We start from the raw sequence: 17,257 nt of genomic DNA on the forward strand, positions 1-17,257 counted from the left end.
CCCCCCCCGCCACCCCCGGCCGCGCCGGCATCGCGCTTGACCATGGCGCGGCAATCGGCCACCCCTTGCCTTGCCGGAACCCGAACGCCACGCCCGAAAGCCCGATGACCCGAACCATCCTCGCCAATGCCCGCCTGATCCTGCCCGAGACCGTGACCCCCGGCGCGGTGGTGATCGAGAACGGCGCCATCGCCGGGATCCTGCCGGGCGCGGCGGTCCCGACCGGCGCCCTGGACATGGCCGGCGATTTCCTCGCCCCCGGCATGGTCGAATTGCATACCGACAACCTGGAACGCCACATGCGCCCGCGCCCCGGCGTGAACTGGCCCCATGCCGGCGCCATCCTGGCGCATGACGCCGAACTGGCGGGCTGCGGCATCACCACCGTCTTCGACGCCATGCGCGTCGGCTCGATCCCCAATGAGGGGCCGGACGAGGATTACGACAAATATGCCCGCGAACTGGCGCATGAACTGGCCGCCATCCGCAGCCGCGGCGTGCTGCGCATCAGCCATTTCCTGCATCTGCGCGCCGAGGTCTGCTCGGAAACCCTGCTGGCGGAACTGGACGAGTTCGGCCCCGGGGACCGGGTCGGCATCATCAGCCTGATGGACCACACGCCGGGCCAGCGCCAGTTCCGCGACATCGCCAAGCTCGCGCAATATGTGCAGGGGAAATACAAGCTTTCCGACGCGGCATTCGCCGATCACGTCGCCCGGCTCAAGGCGTTGCGCGCCCGGTTCGGCGATGCGCATGAGGCGGCGGCGGTCGAGATCGCGCATCGGCTGGGCGCGGTGCTGGCCAGCCATGACGACACCACCGCCGAACATGTCGCGGTCTCGGCCGGCCATGGCGTGCGGCTGGCGGAATTCCCCACCACGCCCGAGGCGGCGGCCGCCTGCCACCACCATGGCATCATGGTGATGATGGGGGCGCCGAACCTGATCCGCGGCGGCAGCCATTCCGGCAATGTCTCGGCCGCCGAGCTGGCGCGGGCCGGGCATCTGGACATCCTCAGCTCGGATTACGTGCCCTCGGCCCTGCTGGCCGGGGCGCTGATCCTGGCGCGGATCTGGGACGACCTGCCCCGCGCCATAGCGACGGTGACGGCCAACCCGGCGCGGGCGGCGGGGCTGGCGGATCGCGGCGCGATCGCGGCGGGGTTGCGCGCCGACCTGATCCGCTTCGCGATGATGGACGACACGCCGGTGATGCGCGAGACCTGGGTGCGCGGCCGCCGCGCCTGATCCCCGCTTATCTTCGTAAATTCGCAGATAAATTGACCTGGATCAAGCCGCGCCGCTTGCGGCCGGGCTAGCACCGGCCTGCCGGAACCAAGGAGGGCAAGCCATGGGCTACAGGGCCAAGATCGACGGGATGCGGGGCGAGCTGCGGGTGATGAATAAGGCCATCCCCGAGGTGATGAAGGGGTTCGGGGCGCTGTCGCAGGCGGTGGATGCCGGCCCGGCGCTGGAGGCGAAGACCCGCGAGATGGTCGCGCTGGGCATGGCCATCGTGCAGCGCTGCGAGCCCTGCATCCTGTTCCATGTCGAGGCGCTGATGAAGGCCGGCGCCAGCCGCGAGGAGCTGGCCGGCGTGCTGGCCATGGCGATCCAGATGAGCGGCGGGCCGGGCATGATGTATGCCGGCCACGCCCTGGCCTGCTGGGACGAGCTGGCGGCGGGCTGATCCCGCCGCCGCCGCTCCGCCGCCGCGGTTCAGGTGATGACGTCGGGTTGGGTGCGGCCGGTGCGGGTATGGATGCCGGCGATCTCGTCGGCGGCGGCGATGATGCCCGCCAGCGCCCGCTGCGGGTCGTCCTGCATTCGGGCCGGATCGGTCTCGACCCGTTCCAGGTAGACGCGCAGCGTCGCGCCCTCGGTGCCGGTGCCGGACAGGCGCAGCACGATGCGGCCGCCGCCCTCGGTCAGGATGCGCAGGCCCTGCGCCTCGGTGCGCGAGCCGTCCACCGGGTCGTCATAGGCGAACTCGTCCGCCGCCTCGATGCGCAGCCCGGCGGCGGTCCGGCCGGGCAGATCGGCCAGGCGCGCGCGCAGGGCATCGACCAGCCCGTTCGCGGCGGCGGCATCCACCGCCTCGTAATCGTGGCGGGAATAGTAGTTGCGGCCGTATTGCGCCCAATGGCCGGCCATGATCTCGGCCACCGGCTGCCGGCGCTCGGCCAGCAGGTTCAGCCAGAACAGCACCGCCCACAGCCCGTCCTTTTCCCGCACATGGTCCGAGCCGGTGCCGGCGCTTTCCTCGCCGCAAAGCGTGGCGCGGCCGGCATCGAGCAGGTTGCCGAAGAACTTCCAGCCGGTCGGCGTCTCGTAGCAGGCCAGGCCCAGGCTTTCCGCCACCCGGTCCAGCGCCCGCGAGGTCGGCATCGACCGGGCCACGCCCTTGAGGCCGCCGGCATAGGCCGGGACCAGCCTGGCATTCGCCGCCAGCACCGCCAGGCTGTCCGAGGGCGTGACATAGCAGTTCCGGCCGACGATCATGTTGCGGTCGCCGTCGCCATCCGAGGCGGCGCCGAAATCCGGCGCATCGGGGCCGAACATCGCGTCCATCAGCTCCTTGGCCCAGATCGGGTTCGGGTCGGGATGGCCGCCGCCGAAATCGGGCTTCGGGACCGCATTCACCACCGAGCCCGCCGGCGCGCCCAGCTCGCCCTCCAGGATCGCCCTGGCATAGGGGCCGGTCACCGCGTGCATGGCGTCGAAGCGGATGCGGAAGCCGTCGGCGAACAGCGCGCGGATCTTGGCGAAATCGAAGATCGTGCGCATCAGCTCGGCATAGTCGGCGACGGGATCGACGACCTCGATCTGCATATCGCCCAGGCTGGTGCTGCCCGGCCGGGACAGGTCCACGTCCTGCGCGTCGAGGATGCGGTATTCGGTCAGGGCCTTGGTGGCCGCGAAGATCGCCTCGGTCACCGGTTCGGGGGCCGGGCCGCCATTGCCGGTATTGTACTTGACGCCGAAATCCTCGGTCGGGCCGCCGGGATTGTGGCTGGCGGACATGATGATGCCGCCATCCGCCCCGCGCAGCCGGATCAGATGCGAGGCGGCGGGGGTGGAGAGCAGCGCGCCCTGCCCGACGATCACCTTCTTCGCGCCGCTGGCCGCCGCCATGCGCAGGATGACCTGCGCGGCGCGGTCGCCGAAATAGCGCCCGTCGCCGCCCAGCACATAGGTCTTGCCCGCGGCGCCGCCGGTGCCGTTCCAGATCGCCTGCACGAAGTTTTCCAGGTAATGCGGCTGCATGAAGACCGGGGTCTTCTTGCGCAGGCCCGAGGTGCCGGGCTTTTGCCCCGCGATGGGCTTGGTCGGGACGGTGTGAACGGTCATGGACCTCTCCTTAGCGTTCGTGGTCGCGCATGATGCTGGCAGTCCGCGCGACCGAGGGCAATGCCGGGAAATCCCCGGCCGCCACCGGCAGGCGCAACTGCCAGTTCGGATAGTCGCCGACCGTGCCGGGCAGGTTCGGCTGGTCGGCCATGTCAAGCAGCAGCTCGGCCTGCACCGCCACCAGAAGCGAGGGCGTGCGGGCCAGGAAGCCGTGCAGCGCGTCGATACCGGGATCGGGCAGCAGTCGGTCGAAGGCGGCGACCTCCTCGGCGCGTTCTTGCTGGCCGGCGGCGGTTTCCCGCCCGGCGATGCGGGCGCGGGCGGTGATGTCGGCGCCCTGCCGCCAGCCGCGCCAGGTCGGCAGGTCGTGGGTCGAGAAGCTGGCGATGGCGTCGCGGTCATAGGCTTCGGCCGGGCGGAAGGCCGGCGGATGCCAGCCCGCGCGCTCGAACATCGCCACCCGGCAACCGAGGATGCCGGAGGCCGCCAGCGCCTCGCGCAGGCCGTCGGGGATGTTGCCCAGATCCTCGCCGACGATCGCCGCATTGCCGGCGCGCGCCGCCTCGATCCGGGCCACGGCCAGCATGGCGTCGCGCGGCATGGCGACATAGGCGCCGGGCGCGGCATCGGGCACCCAATAGGCGCGCTCGAAGCCCAGGATGTGGTCGATGCGCAGCACCCCGGCGAATTGCAGCTGCCGGCGCAGGGTTTCGGCCAGCGGCGCATAGGCTTGCGCGCGCAGGCCCGGCGGGCTGAAGGGCGCAAGGCTCCAGTTCTGGCCCTGCGGGGCGAAGGCGTCGGGCGGCGCGCCGAGCGAGGCGCCAAACGCGAAGCTCGCGCGGTCCTCCCAGGTCTCGGCACCGAAGGGATGCGTGCCGACGGCAAGGTCGAGATAGAGCCCATGCGCCATGCCGCCGTCGCGCGCCGCCTGCCCGGCTGCCGCCAGGGCCCGCTCGGCCCGCCATTGCAGCCAGGCGTGGAAGCGCATCTCGGCCGCCAGCTCGGCCCGCGCGGCAAGGGCGGCGGGCATGTCGGGCGCGGCGAGCGTCGCCGGCCAGTCGCCCCAGAAGCCCCCCAGCCGCGCCGACAGCGCCTGATGCAGGGCGAAGCGTTGCAGGCCCTCGCCCTCGCCCGCCTGCCAGGCGTCGAAACCGGGATCGCCGGGAAAGGCGTCGTATTCCGCCCGCAAGGCCGCCATGCGTGCCGGGATGTCGCGGGCATAGTCGATGCGCGGGCCGGGGGTGCCGGGGCCGCCGGGCAGGTGGATGACGTTCAGCCGCCGGCGGTGCGAGGGGGTATAGGGGCTGAACAGCCGCGGCTCGGTCGGAAAGCCGGCATGGACCGGGTTGATGCCCAGGAACCCCGCGCCCTGCCCGGCCATGCCCCGCGCCAGCACCGCCAGATCGGCATAGCTGCCGATCCCGGTTTCCGAGATTCCGTAAAGCGGCGCCACCAGCCCCCAGCAACGCGCCGGCCCCGGCAGGCGCGGCGGGGCGGCGAGCAACGTATAGTCCCGGCCGCCGGCCCGCAGGCGGTGGATGCCCAGCGGCAGCTCGGGCAGCGGGCCGCGCCCCTCGGCCTCGGCGCCGCTCTCGAAGGCCAGCTGCCAGTCGCCAAGCGACAGGTCGGGCCGGGAACCGGCTGCGCAGATCACGTCCTGCGGCAGGCGGTCGGCGTGGTCGTCCAGCGCCGCCTGCGCCTCGGCCGCGGTCGGCACGGCAAGGCCCATGGCGGCAAGCAGCGCCACCGCCGTCTCGACCGGGGTCTCGCGCCATTGGCCGGCAAGGTCGTGAAAGCCCGGCAGCACGCCCATCCGCCCGGCCAGGGCCTGCCGGGGGTCAGTCATCCGCGCGCTCCAGATCGAAGGCCAGCACGGACCGGCCGTCCACCGCCAGCCGCTCGGCCTCGACCAGATGCGGGGCCAGGTCGGGGCGGCTGGTGTCCAGGTGCAGCCGCCAGCGCCAGCCCGCCGGGCGCTCGGGCAGCACCACCTCGAGCGGCTGGCCGTTGTTGAAGACCAGAAACAGCGCCTCCTCGCGCTGCGCATATTCCGGGGTGCCGGCGGCCATGCGCAGCTCGGCGCAAAGCACGCGCAGCTCGGGATTGCCCCAATCGGCCGGGGTCATCTGCGCGCCATCCGGGCGCAGCCAGAACAGGTCGGGCAGCCCGTCGGTCAGGCGCGGCCGCGAATGCAGGAAACGCTTCTGCCGCAGGATCGGATGGGCGCGGCGAAAGGCGATCAGCCGGCGGGTGAAGTCCAGGAAGGCCGGATCGGCCGCCGACCAGTCCACCCAGCCGATCTGGTTGTCCTGGCAATAGGCGTTGTTGTTGCCGGCCTGCGAATTGCCCAGCTCGTCGCCGCCGAGCAGCATCGGCGTGCCCTGCGACAACAGCAGCGTCGCCAGCAGGTTGCGGCGCCGCCGCGCGCGGGCGTCCAGGATGGCGGGGGCGTCGCTGGGCCCCTCGGCGCCCATGTTGTCCGAGAAATTCTGCGGATGGCCGTCGCGGTTCTCCTCGCCATTGGCGGCGTTGTGCTTTTCGGAGTAGCTGACCAGATCCATCAGCGTGAAGCCGTCATGCGCGGTCAGGAAGTTCACCGAGGCCGTGGCGGGCCGGCCGGAATGGTCGAACTGCCGGGCCGAACCCGCCATGCGGTCGGCCAGTTCCGGCACCTGCCGGGCGTCGCCGCGCCAGAAGCGGCGGATGCCGTCGCGATACTTGTCGTTCCATTCCAGGAAGGGCGGCGGGAAGCCGCCCAGCTGATAGCCGCCGGGGCCGATGTCCCAGGGTTCGGCGATCAGCTTCACCCGGGTCAGCACCGGATCCTGCCGGATCGCATCGAAGAACGAGGCGCTGCGGTCGAAGCCGCCCCGCACCCGCCGGCCCAGCGTGGCGCAGAGGTCGAAGCGGAAGCCGTCCACATGCATGACCTCGACCCAGTAGCGCAAGGAATCCATGACCATGCGCAGCACCATCGGGTGGTTGACGTTCAGCGTGTTGCCGGTGCCGGTGTCGTTCACGTAATGGCGCGGATTGTCCTGCAGCCGGTAATAGCTGCGGTTGTCGAGGCCGCGGAAGCTGAGCGTCGGGCCAAGCTCGTTGCCCTCGCCGGTGTGGTTATAGACCACGTCCATGATGACCTCGATGCCGGCGGCGTGCATCCGGGCGACCATGTGCTGGAACTCGGCGATCTGGCCCCTGGCCAGATAGCGCGGGTCGGGAGCGAAAAACCCCAGCGTCTGGTAGCCCCAATAGTTCACCAGCCCCTTTTCCAGCAGGAAACGGTCGTTGAGGAAGGCCTGCGCCGGCAGCAGCTCCAGCGCGGTGATGCCCAGGTTCTGCAGATGCTCCAGAACCGGGTCCGAGGCGAGGCCGAGAAATGTGCCGCGATGCGGGACATCGGGATGCGCTTCGGTCAGGCCCTTGACATGCGCCTCGTAGATCACCGTCTCGGCGATGTCGCGGCGCGGCGGCTGGTCGGGGCCCCAGGCGAAGGACGGGTCTTCGACCACGCAGCGCGGCATGAAGCGGGCGCTGTCGCGGCGGTCGAAGCTCAGGTCGGATTCGGGCGCGCCGACCGTGTAGCCCATCAGCGCGTCGTGCCAGACCGGGTGCCGGGTCAGCCGCTTGGCATAGGGGTCGAGAAGCAGCTTGTGATAGTTGAAACGGTGCCCCTCGGCGGGCGCATAGGGGCCGTCGGCACGCAGCCCGTAAAGCTGGCCGGGGCGCAGGCCGGGGACATAACCGTGCCAGACATCGCCGTCGCGTTCCGGCAGGTCCAGCCGATGCGTCTCGGACCGGCCGTCGGCCGAGAACAGGCACAGCGTCACCCGGCGCGCATGTTCCGAGAACACGGCGAAGTTCACGCCCTCGCCGTCGAAGGTGGCGCCCAGCGGTTCCGCCCGGCCCTCGAGGATGCGCAATTGGGTCATCAGGCGGCCATCGCCCCGAACAGTCCGGCATAGGCGCGGGCCGAGGCGTCCCAGCCGACCGGATGCGCCATGGCGTTTTCCATCATGCGGTGCCAGACGGCAGGCTGGCGCCAGAGCGCGCAGAGCCGCGACAGCGCCCGGGACAGCGCCCGGGCATCGACCGGGTGGAACTGCAGCCCGGTCGCCACGCCGGCAGCCAGCCCGGCGGCCGAGGCGTTGATGACGGTATCGGCCAGCCCGCCGGTCAACGCCACCAGCGGCAGGGTGCCGAAGCGCAGCCCGTAAAGCTGGGTCAGCCCGCAGGGCTCGAAGCGCGAGGGCACCAGGATGGCGTCGCCGCCGGCGATCATGCGGCGCGACAGCGGCTCGTCATAGCCCAGCCGCAAGGCGACGCCGGGATGGCGGATGGCGGCCTGCGAAAACGCCGCCTCCAGGCCGGGATCGCCCGAGCCCAGCACCGCAAGCTGGCCGCCGTTTTCCAACAGCGCCGGCAGCGCCTCGATCAGCAGGTCCAGCCCCTTCTGCCCGGTCAGGCGCGAGACGACCACGCAAAGCGGCCCCTCGGCCTCGGGCAGAGCGAACTCCTTGCGCAGCGCGGCGCGATGCGGCGCCTTGCCGTCTGGCGCGGCATAGGGCGGCTTCCAGGCGTCCAGGTCGATGCCGTTCAGGATGCCGGTGAAATCGCCGGCGCGGTCGGCCAGCACCCCCTCCATGCCCATGCCGTATTCCGGGGTCATCAGCTCCTCGGCATAGGTCGGGCTGACGGTCGAGATCCTGTCGGCAAAGACGATCCCCGCCTTCAGCGCCGAGATCTTGCCCCAGTATTCGAAGCCGCGCGGGTTGAACAGATCCGCCGGCAATTGCAGCGCCGACAGCATATGCGCCGGCGCCAGGCCCTGGAAGGCGATGTTGTGGATGGTCAGCAGCGTCCGGACGTCCCGCACCCCCGCCCGGCGCAGATAGACCGGGGTCAGGCCGGCCTGCCAGTCGTGCAGGTGCAGCACCTGCGGGCGCCAGTCCTCGATCCCCTCGGCGGCGATCAGGGCGGCGGCCTTGGACAGCGCGGCGAAACGCTGCGGATTGTCGGGCCAGTCGCGGCCGTCCGGCCCCAGATAGATGCCGCCCGGCCGGTCGAAAAGATGCGGCGCGTCAAGGATGTAAAGCCCCGCATCCCCCAGCGCGCCGCGCCGGATGCGGGCCGGGCCGCCGAACAGCTCGGGGATCTTGCGCACGACCGGCGCCTTGGCCTGCGCGGCCAGCACCGCCGGATAGCCGGGCAGCAGCACCCGCATCCCGACCCCGTGCCCGGCCAGCGCCGCCGGCAGCGCCCCCGCCACGTCGGCCAGCCCGCCGGTCTTGACCAGCGGCACGCATTCCGAGGCGACGGACAGAACCCTCATAAAGACGCTTCCCTTCGATCCAGCATGTCCTGCGTGATCAGCGTGACGCCGCCTTCCGAGACGCGGAACCATTTCGCGTCCTCCTCGGGGTCCTCGCCGACCACGAGGCCTTCGGGGATTCTGACGGCGCGGTCAATGACCACGTTGGTCAAACGCGCGTGCCTCGCGACATTGGCATAGGGCAGCACAACCGCGCGTTCCAGGCTGGAATAGGAATTGGTGTGGACCTGGGTGAACAAGAGCGACTCGCGGATCTCGCTGCCCGAGATGATGCAGCCGCCCGAGATCAGCGAGCTGACGGCGCTGCCGCGGCGGTCCGGCTCGTCATGGATGAACTTCGCCGGCGGCACCAGTTCGGAATAGGTCCAGATCGGCCAGTCGCGGTCCCAGAGGTTCAGCTCGGGATTGAAGTCGGTCAGGTCGATATTCGCCCGCCAGAAGGCATCGACGGTGCCCACGTCGCGCCAATAGACCGGATCGCCGGGCGCGCGCACACAGCTGTCGGCGAAGCGATGCGCCTGCGCCTTGCCGTTCCTGACGATCTGCGGGATCAGGTCGTTGCCGAAATCGTGGCTGGACCTCTCGTCCTGCATGTCGCGGATCAACAGGTCGCGCAGGAAGTCCCAGCGGAAGACATAGATGCCCATCGAGGCCAGCGTCACATCCGGATCGTCCGGCGTGCCGGGCGGGTCCTTGGGCTTTTCCAGGAAGCTGGTGATGACGTCCTTGCCGTCCACCGCCATGACGCCAAAAGCCGAGGCTTCGGTCCGCGGCACGGTCAGGCAGCCGATGGTCACGTCCGCGCCCGCCTCGACATGGTGGCGGATCATCAGCTCGTAATCCATCTTGTAGATATGGTCGCCGGCCAGGATCAGCACGTAATCGACGCCGTAGCTGTCGATGATGTCGATGTTCTGCGCCACCGCATCCGCCGTGCCGCGATACCACATCGATTCGTCATAGCGCTGCGAGGCGGGCAGGATGTCGAGGAATTCGTTCCTCTCGGCCCGGAAGAAGTTCCAGCCGCGCTGGACGTGGCGGATCAGGCTGTGGGCCTTGTATTGCGTGGCCAGCGCCATCTTGCGGATGCCCGAGTTCAGCGCGTTCGACAGCGCGAAGTCGATGATCCGCGACTTGCCGCCGAAATAGACCGCGGGCTTCACCCGCTTGTCGGTCAGTTCGCGCAGGCGCGAGCCGCGGCCGCCGGCCAGAATGAAGGCCATGGATCGTCTGGAAAGCCTTTCCTCACGCTGGACCATCTCTATCCCCTCCCTCTTTACCCGGCACCTGCGCGCGGGATGGTTACATCCTGTCGTCCTTCACGAAGATCAGGGTCGAAAGCGGCGGCAGCACCAGATCGGCATGGGCGGGCTGGCCATGGCTCCCACCCGGCAGGGCGGCGACGCGGCCCAGATTGCCGCGCCCGGTGCCGCCATAGATCGCGGCATCGGTGTTCAGCGCCTCGCGCCACTCGCCCGGCTGCGGAAAGCCCATGCGCCAGCCGCGGCGCTCGACCGGGGTGAAGTTGCAGACCACCACCGCCTCGGGATCGCCCGGCCCGCCGCGCCGGGTCCAGGCATAGACGGAATGGGCGGCATCATTGGCCTCGATCCACTGGAAGCCGGCGCCGGCGCAATCCTGCGCGTAAAGCGCGGGCGTGGCGCGATAAAGCGCGTTCAGGTCGCGGACCAGCGCTTGCATGCCGCGATGCAGCGGCTTGCCGATGCAGGCCCAGTCGATCTCGGCATCGTGGTTCCATTCCGAGCCTTGGGCAAACTCCTGGCCCATGAACAGCAGCTTCTTGCCCGGATGGCCCCACATGAAGCCGTAATAGGCGCGCAGATTGGCAAATTTCTGCCATTCGTCGCCCGGCATCTTGGCCAGCATCGAGCCCTTGCCGTGCACCACCTCGTCATGGCTGATCGGCAGGATGAAATTCTCGGAAAAGGCGTAATGCAGGCCGAAGGTCATCTGGTGGTGATGATGCTTGCGATGGATCGGCTCGCGCCTGATGTAATCCAGCGTGTCGTTCATCCAGCCCATGTTCCACTTGAAGCCGAAGCCCAGCCCGCCGTCATGCACCGGCCGCGATACCTTGGGGTATGAGGTCGATTCCTCGGCCACTGTCATGATGCCCGGTTCCTCGCCATAGGTCAGGCGGTTCATCTCCTGCAGCATGGCGATGGCTTCGTAATTCTCGCGCCCGCCGTCCTTGTTGGGGATCCATTGCCCCTCGGCGCGGGAATAGTCGCGGTAGAGCATCGAGGCGACCGCATCCACCCGCAGCCCGTCGAGGTGATATTCCCGAAGCCAATACAGCGCGTTCGAGGTCAGGTAGTTCATCACCTCGGCGCGGCCGTAATTGTAGATCAGCGTGTTCCAGTCCTGATGGAAACCCTCGCGCGGGTCGGCATGTTCGTAAAGCGCGGTGCCGTCGAACTGCACCAGCCCGTGCGGATCGGTCGGGAAATGCCCCGGCACCCAGTCGAGGATCACCCCCAGCCCGGCCTTGTGCGCGGCGTTCACCAGGTCGCGGAATTCGTGCGGCGGGCCGAAGCGGATGGTCGGCGCGAACAGCCCGACCGGCTGATAACCCCATGAGCCGTCAAAGGGATATTCGCTGATCGGCAGCAGCTCGATATGGGTGAAGCCCATGTCGCGGACATAGTCCACCAGCTCCACCGCCGCCTCGCGGTATGAGATCGGGCGGCCGCCGTCCTTCCTGCGCCAGCTGCCCAGATGCACCTCGTAGATGCTGATCGGCCGGTCGATGCGCTGCGCCTCGGCCCGCGTCCCCATCCAGCCGCCATCCGACCAGCCATAGCCCGCGATGTCGCGCACCACCGAGGCGGTGGCCGGCGGGTGCTGGGCGCCGAAGCCGACCGGATCGGCCTTTCGCGCCAGCCCGCCATAGGCGCCGAGGATCTCGTATTGATAGGCGGTGCCCTCGCCCAGGCCGGGCATGAAGATCTCCCAGACGCCGGTGGCGCCGCGCCGGCGCATGACATGGCGCCGCCCGTCCCAGGCGTTGAAATCCCCGATCAGCGAAACGCGGCGGGCATTGGGCGCCCAGACCGCGAAATGCGTGCCGCGCGCGCCCTGATGCGCGATCACATGCGCGCCGAGCGCCTGCCAGAGCCGCTGGTGCCGCCCCTCGCCCAGCAGGTATTCGTCAAGCTCGCCCAGCACCGGGCCGAAGCGATAGGCGTCCTCGGCCAGCCATTCCTCGCCGTCCCGGCGGCCGCGCAGCAGATAGGGGTCCGCGCCGGGCACCTTGCCGTGGAACAGGCCGGGACAGCCCTCGACCGGCGCCAGCGGATACGCCTTCCTACCCAGCATCGCCGCCAGTTCCTGCGCGCCGGGATCGAAGGCGGTGACATGGCGCTGACCGCCGCGCAGATGCGGGCCGAGCACCGCGAAGGGATCGTCGAAACGCCCCTCGGCGATGCGGGTCAGCACTGCGGGATCGGCGACTTCCTTGGGGTCGATCTGCGCCATGGTTCCCCCTTGCGGCGTCACGCCTGCCCAAGCAGGCTTTGCGCGTTCCAGATGTCCTGCATGTAGCCGCGGATCGTGCGATCCGACGAGAACCAGCCCGAGCGCGCCACGTTCAGCGCCGCCATGCGCGTCCAATCGCTGCGGCTGGCATAGGCGAAATCCACCTCGCGCTGCGCCCGCCAGTAATCGGCGAAATCCGAGGCGACGAGGAAGTAATCGGCCCGCGTCAGGTTCTCGACGATATTCGCATAGCGGTCGGGCTCGCCGGGGCTGAAGGTGCCGCTGCGGATCGCCTCGATGGCACCGGTCAGGCGCGGATCGCCGGCCACGGCGCGGGCGGCATGGTCGGGGACGGCGCGGCGGGCCTCGGCCTCCTCGGCGGTCAGGCCGAACAGGAAGAAGTTCTCGGCCCCCACGCGCTCGCGGATCTCGACATTGGCGCCGTCCAGCGTGCCGATGGTCGGCGCGCCGTTCAGGGCGAATTTCATGTTGCCGGTGCCGGACGCCTCCTTGCCGGCGGTCGAGATCTGCTCGGACAGATCGGCGGCGGGGATCAGCCGCTCGGCCAGGGTGACGTTGTAATTCGGCAGATAGACGACCTGCAGCTTCTCGTTGGTCGCCGCGTCGGCATTGATGACCGCCGCCACGTCGTTGATCAGCCGGATGATGTCCTTGGCGAAGAAATAGCCCGGCGCCGCCTTGCCGCCGAAGATCTTGACCCGCGCCGTCCAGTCGGCCGAGGGGGTCTCGCGCATCTCCTGCCACAGCGCGACGGCTTCCAGGATGTTCAGGTGCTGGCGCTTGTATTCGTGGATGCGCTTGATCTGCACGTCGAACAGCGCATCCGGGTTCAGCATCACGCCATGCTCGCGGGTGGTCCAGTCGCACAGATCGGCCTTGTTGGCGGCCTTGACCGCGGCGAAGTCCTGCAGCCAGCCGGCATCGGCGGCATGCGGCTCCAGCGCCTGCAGCTGCTCCAGATCGCCGATCCAGCCGTCGCCGATGCTGCGGGTGATCAGATCCGCCAGGCGCGGGTTGCAGCCCAAGAGCCAGCGACGCGGGGTGACGCCGTTGGTTTCGTTCACGATGCGGTCGGGCCAGATGCGATGCTGGTCGGCGAAGACCGTGGTCTTCATCAGCCCGGTATGCAGCGCCGAGACGCCATTGACGCGGTTCGACAGGATGAAGGACAGCTCGCCCATCCGCACCTTGCCGTGGTCGCGCGCGGCATTCCTGCGGTCGGGATGGGCCTTGGCATCGGCCGCGTCGATGCGGTCGATGATCTGCAGGTGGCGCGGCAGCAGGTCCGAGAACAGCCCTTCGTCCCAGCTTTCCAGCGCCTCGGGCAGCAGCGTGTGGTTGGTATAGTTCACGCAGCCGCGGGTGATGGCCAGCGCCTCGTCGAAGGGCAGGCCGCGTTCGTCATGCAGGATGCGCAGCAGTTCCGGCGCGGCGACGGCCGGATGGGTGTCGTTCATCTGGATCGCCACCTTCCGCGGCAGCAGGCGCAGGTCGGCATGCTCGGCCTCGAAGCGGCGCAGGATGTCGCGGATCGAGGCGGCCGAGAAGAAATATTCCTGCGTCAGCCGCAGCCGCTTGCCGGCTTCGGTCGAATCCTCGGGATAGAGCACGCGCGAGATGGTGCGCGCCAGCGCCTCGGCCTCGGCGGCCGCCGTGAAATCGCCGGCGTTGAAGCGGTCCAGGTCGAAGGGGTCCACCGCCCGCCCGGCCCAGAGCCGCAGCGTATTGGCCCAGGCGCCGCGCCAGCCGATGACCGGCGTGTCATAGGCCTCGGCCTGCACGAAATTTTCGGGCTCCCAGACCGCGCGGCCGTCGCGGGTCGCGACCCGGCCGCCGAAGCCCAGGGTGAAACGCGCCTCGGGGCGTTCGAACTGCCAGACGAAGGGGTGGTCCAGCCAGTCCTCGGGCGCTTCCACCTGCCGGCCCTCGGCGAAGCTCTGGCGGAACAGCCCGTGCTCGTAGCGGATGCCGTAGCCATAGGCCGGGCAGCCCAGCGTGGCCAGCGACTCCATGAAGCAGGCCGCCAGCCGCCCCAGGCCGCCGTTGCCAAGCGCCGCGTCGGGCTCGTCCAGCAGCAGGTCGGAATTGGCGAGGCCGAAGCTCTCGATCGCCGCCTGCGCCGCCTCGGCCAGTCGCAGGTTGACGATATTGTCCTGCAGCAGCCGGCCGATCAGGAATTCCATCGACAGGTAATAAACCCGCTTGGCATCGGCGCGATAGGTGGCGCGGGTCGATGCCATCCAGCGGTCCACGATGCGGTCGCGCACCGCATGGCTCAGCGCCAGCCGCCAGTCGGAAAGCTGCGCATGATCCGGATCCTTGCCCAGCGTATAGGTCAGGTGCCGCAGGATCGCGTCGCGGAAATCGCTTTGGGGCATTTCGTCCTTGGCCATGCTTTCCCCTGTCCAGTCGCGGCCCCGGCAAGGAAATGCGGGCCGTTTCCCCGATTCTGCTTAAAGCACGTCAGACCGCAAGCGGCGCAAGGGAAAATGTTAGCGATAACTGATTTTCGGCGGAACGTGGCGGAAACGCCCGTCGCCGGCCGGGCGCGGAAAGGCCGGCCCACCGCCGGCCTTTTTCAAGAGATCCGGCTTAGCTGCCTGAACGGGTTATGGGTTTTCGGATTGATACGATCTGGTCAGAAATCCAGACCCAGATCCAGCGTGCGGGCGGAATGGGTCAGCGCGCCCACCGAGATGTAATCCACCCCGGTCGCCGCCACCTCGGCCACCCGGCCGAGTCGCATATTGCCCGAGGCTTCCAGCACCACCCGGCCGGCGGTCATCGCCACCGCCTCGCGCAGCTGCGCGGTCGCCATGTTGTCCAGCAGCACGACATCGGCGCCGCCCTCCTCCAGCACCTGGGCCAATTGGTCGAGGCGGTCCACCTCGATCTCGACCCGCATCATGTGCGAGGCGCGGGCCTTCACCGCTTGCAGCACCGGCCGGATCCCGCCCGCCGCGGCGATGTGGTTGTCCTTGATCAGGATGGCGTCGGACAGGCCGAAGCGGTGGTTGAAGCCGCCGCCATGCAGCACCGCTTGCTTCTCGACCAGCCGAAGCCCCGGCGTGGTCTTGCGGGTGCAGGTGATGCGCGCCTTCGTGCCCGCCGTCTCGGCCACGAAATCCGCCGTCTGCGTGGCGATGCCCGACAGCCGGCCGGCGAAGTTCAGCGCCACCCGCTCGGCCGAGAGGATCGAGGCCGCCTCGCCCTCGATCTCGGCCAGGGTGTCGCCGGGCTGGAAACGGCTGCCGTCGGCATGGCGCGGCCGCCACGCCAGCGCCGGGTCGATCAGCCGGAAGGCGATGCCGGCCAGTTGCATCCCCGAGGCCACGCCCGCCTCGCGCGCCACGATCCGCGCCCGGTAGCGGGTGCCGGCCGGGATCACCGTGCGGGTGGTGATGTCGCCATAGGTGCCCAGATCCTCGGTCAGCGCCGCGCGCAGCAGCGGCTCCAGCACCAGGTCGGGCAGCGGGGGCATCTCGGTCATGTCGTCTCCGGTTCAAGCGAGGCGCGCAGGGCAAGCGCCTGCGATAACGTCAGGCGCGAGCGGCGGCCTTCGGGCAGGGTCTGCGGGAAGTCGGTGCGGCAATGCGCGCCGCGGCTTTCCTGCCGCATCAGCGCCGCGGCGGCGATCAGCGTGGCGGTGGCGGTCATGTTCAGCAGCGCCGGGCAGTCGGGCTGCGCCGCCTCGATGGCGGCGATCTCGCGCAGGCAGCGGCTCAGGCCCGCGGCATCGCGCAGCACCCCCGCCCCCTCGGTCATGGCGCGGCGCAGGCGGGCGACCAGCGCCGGATCGGGCACCGGGCCGGGCGGCAGCAGGTCGGGCAGCGTCACCGGGGCCACAGCCTGCGCCGGGCCCAGCCGCGCCTCGATCGACAGCGCACAGCGGCGGGCAAAGACCAGCGCCTCCAGAAGCCCGTTCGAGGCCAGCCGGTTCGCGCCATGCAGCCCGGTCGAACTCGCCTCGCCGCAGACCCAGAGCCGGTCGAGGCTGGCGCGGCCGTCGCTGTCCACCGCCACGCCGCCCATGTGGTAATGCGCGGCCGCCGCCACCGGGATCGGCTCGCACGTCGGGTCGATGCCGGCCCGCGCGCAGGCCCCCGCCACGGCCGGAAACTCGGTCAGGATGCGGTCGCCCAGACAGGCGCGGGTATCCAGCATCGGCCGCAGCCCGGCCTGGCTTTGCGCATAGATCGCGCGCGCCACCACGTCGCGCGGCGCCAGCTCGGCATCGGGATGCACCGCCGGCATGAAGCGTTCGCCCAGCCGGTTGACCAGATGCGCGCCCTCGCCGCGCAGCGCCTCGGTGGCCAGCGGCGCCGGGTCTTCGCCGCAATCGATGGCGGTGGGGTGGAACTGCACGAATTCCGCATCGGCGATCTCGGCCCCGGCTCGCGCCGCCATGCCGATCACCTGGCCGCGAATGCGCGGCGGGTTGGTGGTCAGCGCGTAAAGCCCGCCCGAGCCGCCGCCCGCCAGCAGCACCGCCGGCCCCCGGATCAGGACCGGTGCCGAACCCTGCGGGCCGGAAAGCGCCACCTCGACCCCGGCGACCGCGCCGTCCTCGACGCGCAGCCCGGTGGCCATCACCCCCTCCAGCACCTGCACCGAGGGGGCCTCGCGCACGCAGGCGACCAGGGCGCGCATGATCTCGGCCCCGGCCTGATCGCCGCGCACCCGCACGACGCGGGCAAAGCCGTGCGCCGCCTCGCGCGACAGCACATAGCCGCCATCCGGCCTGCGGTCGAAGGGGGTGCCAAGCCGGGTCAGATCCAGGATATGCGCCCGCGCCTCGTCCGTGACCAGCGCCGCGATGGCGGGATCGACGGTGCCGGCGCCGGCGCGGAGCGTGTCGCGGGCATGGGCCGCGGCGCTGTCGCAAGGGTCCATGGCCGCCGCCACGCCGCCCTGCGCCCAGGCCGAGCTTGCGCCCTGGCCCAAGACCTCGGGCGAGATCATCAGCACCGGGCGCGGCGCCAGCTTCAACGCCGCGTAAAGCGCACCCAGTCCGGCACCAACGATGATGACGCGGCCGGTCGAGACCTCGCGCATC

Annotated in this window: 11 protein-coding genes; 2 read left to right on the forward strand and 9 right to left on the reverse strand. The window is 69.9% G+C overall.

Translation table 11 applies throughout. The annotated features are described in order from the left end of the window. The first annotated feature begins 104 nt into the window (after positions 1 to 104). Together ACFOMP_RS11310 and ACFOMP_RS11315 are read left to right on the forward strand one after the other, a co-directional pair. Entirely contained in the window at positions 105 to 1,247 is a 1,143-nt protein-coding gene (locus tag ACFOMP_RS11310) for an alpha-D-ribose 1-methylphosphonate 5-triphosphate diphosphatase (protein ID WP_379030585.1), read from the forward strand. A 103-nt stretch (positions 1,248 to 1,350) separates the two neighbouring features. After that, positions 1,351 to 1,689: a carboxymuconolactone decarboxylase family protein gene (locus ACFOMP_RS11315; RefSeq protein ID WP_379030505.1), complete on the forward strand. Its 339-nt coding sequence runs from the start codon at positions 1,351 to 1,353 to the stop codon at positions 1,687 to 1,689. A gap of 29 nt (positions 1,690 to 1,718) precedes the next feature. On the opposite strand, the gene ACFOMP_RS11320 is transcribed toward ACFOMP_RS11315, so the two are convergent. The 9 genes from ACFOMP_RS11320 to ACFOMP_RS11360 form a co-directional block, all read right to left on the reverse strand. Next, positions 1,719 to 3,350 (reverse strand): alpha-D-glucose phosphate-specific phosphoglucomutase, encoded by a 1,632-nt coding sequence (locus ACFOMP_RS11320; RefSeq protein WP_379030508.1) that lies wholly within the window; start codon positions 3,348 to 3,350, stop codon positions 1,719 to 1,721. Positions 3,351 to 3,360: 10 nt separating this feature from the next. Next, entirely contained in the window at positions 3,361 to 5,196 is a 1,836-nt protein-coding gene (locus ACFOMP_RS11325) for a 4-alpha-glucanotransferase (protein WP_289893493.1), read from the reverse strand. Beyond that, positions 5,189 to 7,282 carry a glycogen debranching protein GlgX gene (glgX, locus tag ACFOMP_RS11330; protein WP_379030511.1) on the reverse strand — a complete coding sequence of 698 codons (2,094 nt, stop codon included), beginning with the start codon at positions 7,280 to 7,282 and terminating at the stop codon, positions 5,189 to 5,191. The genes ACFOMP_RS11325 and glgX overlap by 8 nt, the downstream gene beginning before the upstream one ends. Next, a complete protein-coding gene (glgA, locus tag ACFOMP_RS11335) occupies positions 7,282 to 8,682 on the reverse strand; it encodes a glycogen synthase GlgA (protein WP_379030513.1) in 1,401 nt (466 codons plus the stop codon). Before glgA ends, glgX begins: the two co-directional genes overlap by 1 nt. Further along, positions 8,679 to 9,941, reverse strand: coding sequence for a glucose-1-phosphate adenylyltransferase (gene glgC, locus ACFOMP_RS11340; RefSeq protein ID WP_379030516.1), 1,263 nt, complete (start codon positions 9,939 to 9,941; stop codon positions 8,679 to 8,681). Before glgC ends, glgA begins: the two co-directional genes overlap by 4 nt. Positions 9,942 to 9,984: 43 nt before the next feature. Beyond that, on the reverse strand, positions 9,985 to 12,180 hold the full coding sequence (gene glgB / locus ACFOMP_RS11345) for a 1,4-alpha-glucan branching protein GlgB (RefSeq protein ID WP_379030519.1): 2,196 nt from the start codon (positions 12,178 to 12,180) through the stop codon (positions 9,985 to 9,987). A gap of 17 nt (positions 12,181 to 12,197) precedes the next feature. Continuing rightward, a complete protein-coding gene (locus ACFOMP_RS11350; protein WP_379030522.1) occupies positions 12,198 to 14,594 on the reverse strand; it encodes a glycogen/starch/alpha-glucan phosphorylase in 2,397 nt (798 codons plus the stop codon). Positions 14,595 to 14,839: 245 nt separating this feature from the next. Next, complete coding sequence (gene nadC / locus ACFOMP_RS11355) at positions 14,840 to 15,691, reverse strand: carboxylating nicotinate-nucleotide diphosphorylase (protein WP_289893487.1); 852 nt, start codon at positions 15,689 to 15,691, stop codon at positions 14,840 to 14,842. Next, positions 15,688 to 17,256 (reverse strand): L-aspartate oxidase, encoded by a 1,569-nt coding sequence (locus ACFOMP_RS11360; protein WP_379030525.1) that lies wholly within the window; start codon positions 17,254 to 17,256, stop codon positions 15,688 to 15,690. Before ACFOMP_RS11360 ends, nadC begins: the two co-directional genes overlap by 4 nt. Position 17,257: the final 1 nt, after the last annotated feature.

Origin of the sequence: Paracoccus simplex, assembly GCF_042648325.1 — a bacterium.
In the GTDB taxonomy this organism is placed as follows: Bacteria; Pseudomonadota; Alphaproteobacteria; order Rhodobacterales; family Rhodobacteraceae; genus Paracoccus; species Paracoccus simplex.

Coding starts and splice junctions, on each gene's coding strand:
- ACFOMP_RS11310 (WP_379030585.1), top strand. CDS start 105: ATGACCCGAACCATCCTCGCCAATGCCCGCCTGATCCTGCCCGAGACC.
- ACFOMP_RS11315 (WP_379030505.1), top strand. CDS start 1,351: ATGGGCTACAGGGCCAAGATCGACGGGATGCGGGGCGAGCTGCGGGTG.
- ACFOMP_RS11320 (WP_379030508.1), bottom strand. CDS start 3,350: ATGACCGTTCACACCGTCCCGACCAAGCCCATCGCGGGGCAAAAGCCC.
- ACFOMP_RS11325 (WP_289893493.1), bottom strand. CDS start 5,196: ATGACTGACCCCCGGCAGGCCCTGGCCGGGCGGATGGGCGTGCTGCCG.
- glgX (WP_379030511.1), bottom strand. CDS start 7,282: ATGACCCAATTGCGCATCCTCGAGGGCCGGGCGGAACCGCTGGGCGCC.
- glgA (WP_379030513.1), bottom strand. CDS start 8,682: ATGAGGGTTCTGTCCGTCGCCTCGGAATGCGTGCCGCTGGTCAAGACC.
- glgC (WP_379030516.1), bottom strand. CDS start 9,941: ATGGTCCAGCGTGAGGAAAGGCTTTCCAGACGATCCATGGCCTTCATT.
- glgB (WP_379030519.1), bottom strand. CDS start 12,180: ATGGCGCAGATCGACCCCAAGGAAGTCGCCGATCCCGCAGTGCTGACC.
- ACFOMP_RS11350 (WP_379030522.1), bottom strand. CDS start 14,594: ATGGCCAAGGACGAAATGCCCCAAAGCGATTTCCGCGACGCGATCCTG.
- nadC (WP_289893487.1), bottom strand. CDS start 15,691: ATGACCGAGATGCCCCCGCTGCCCGACCTGGTGCTGGAGCCGCTGCTG.
- ACFOMP_RS11360 (WP_379030525.1), bottom strand. CDS start 17,256: ATGCGCGAGGTCTCGACCGGCCGCGTCATCATCGTTGGTGCCGGACTG.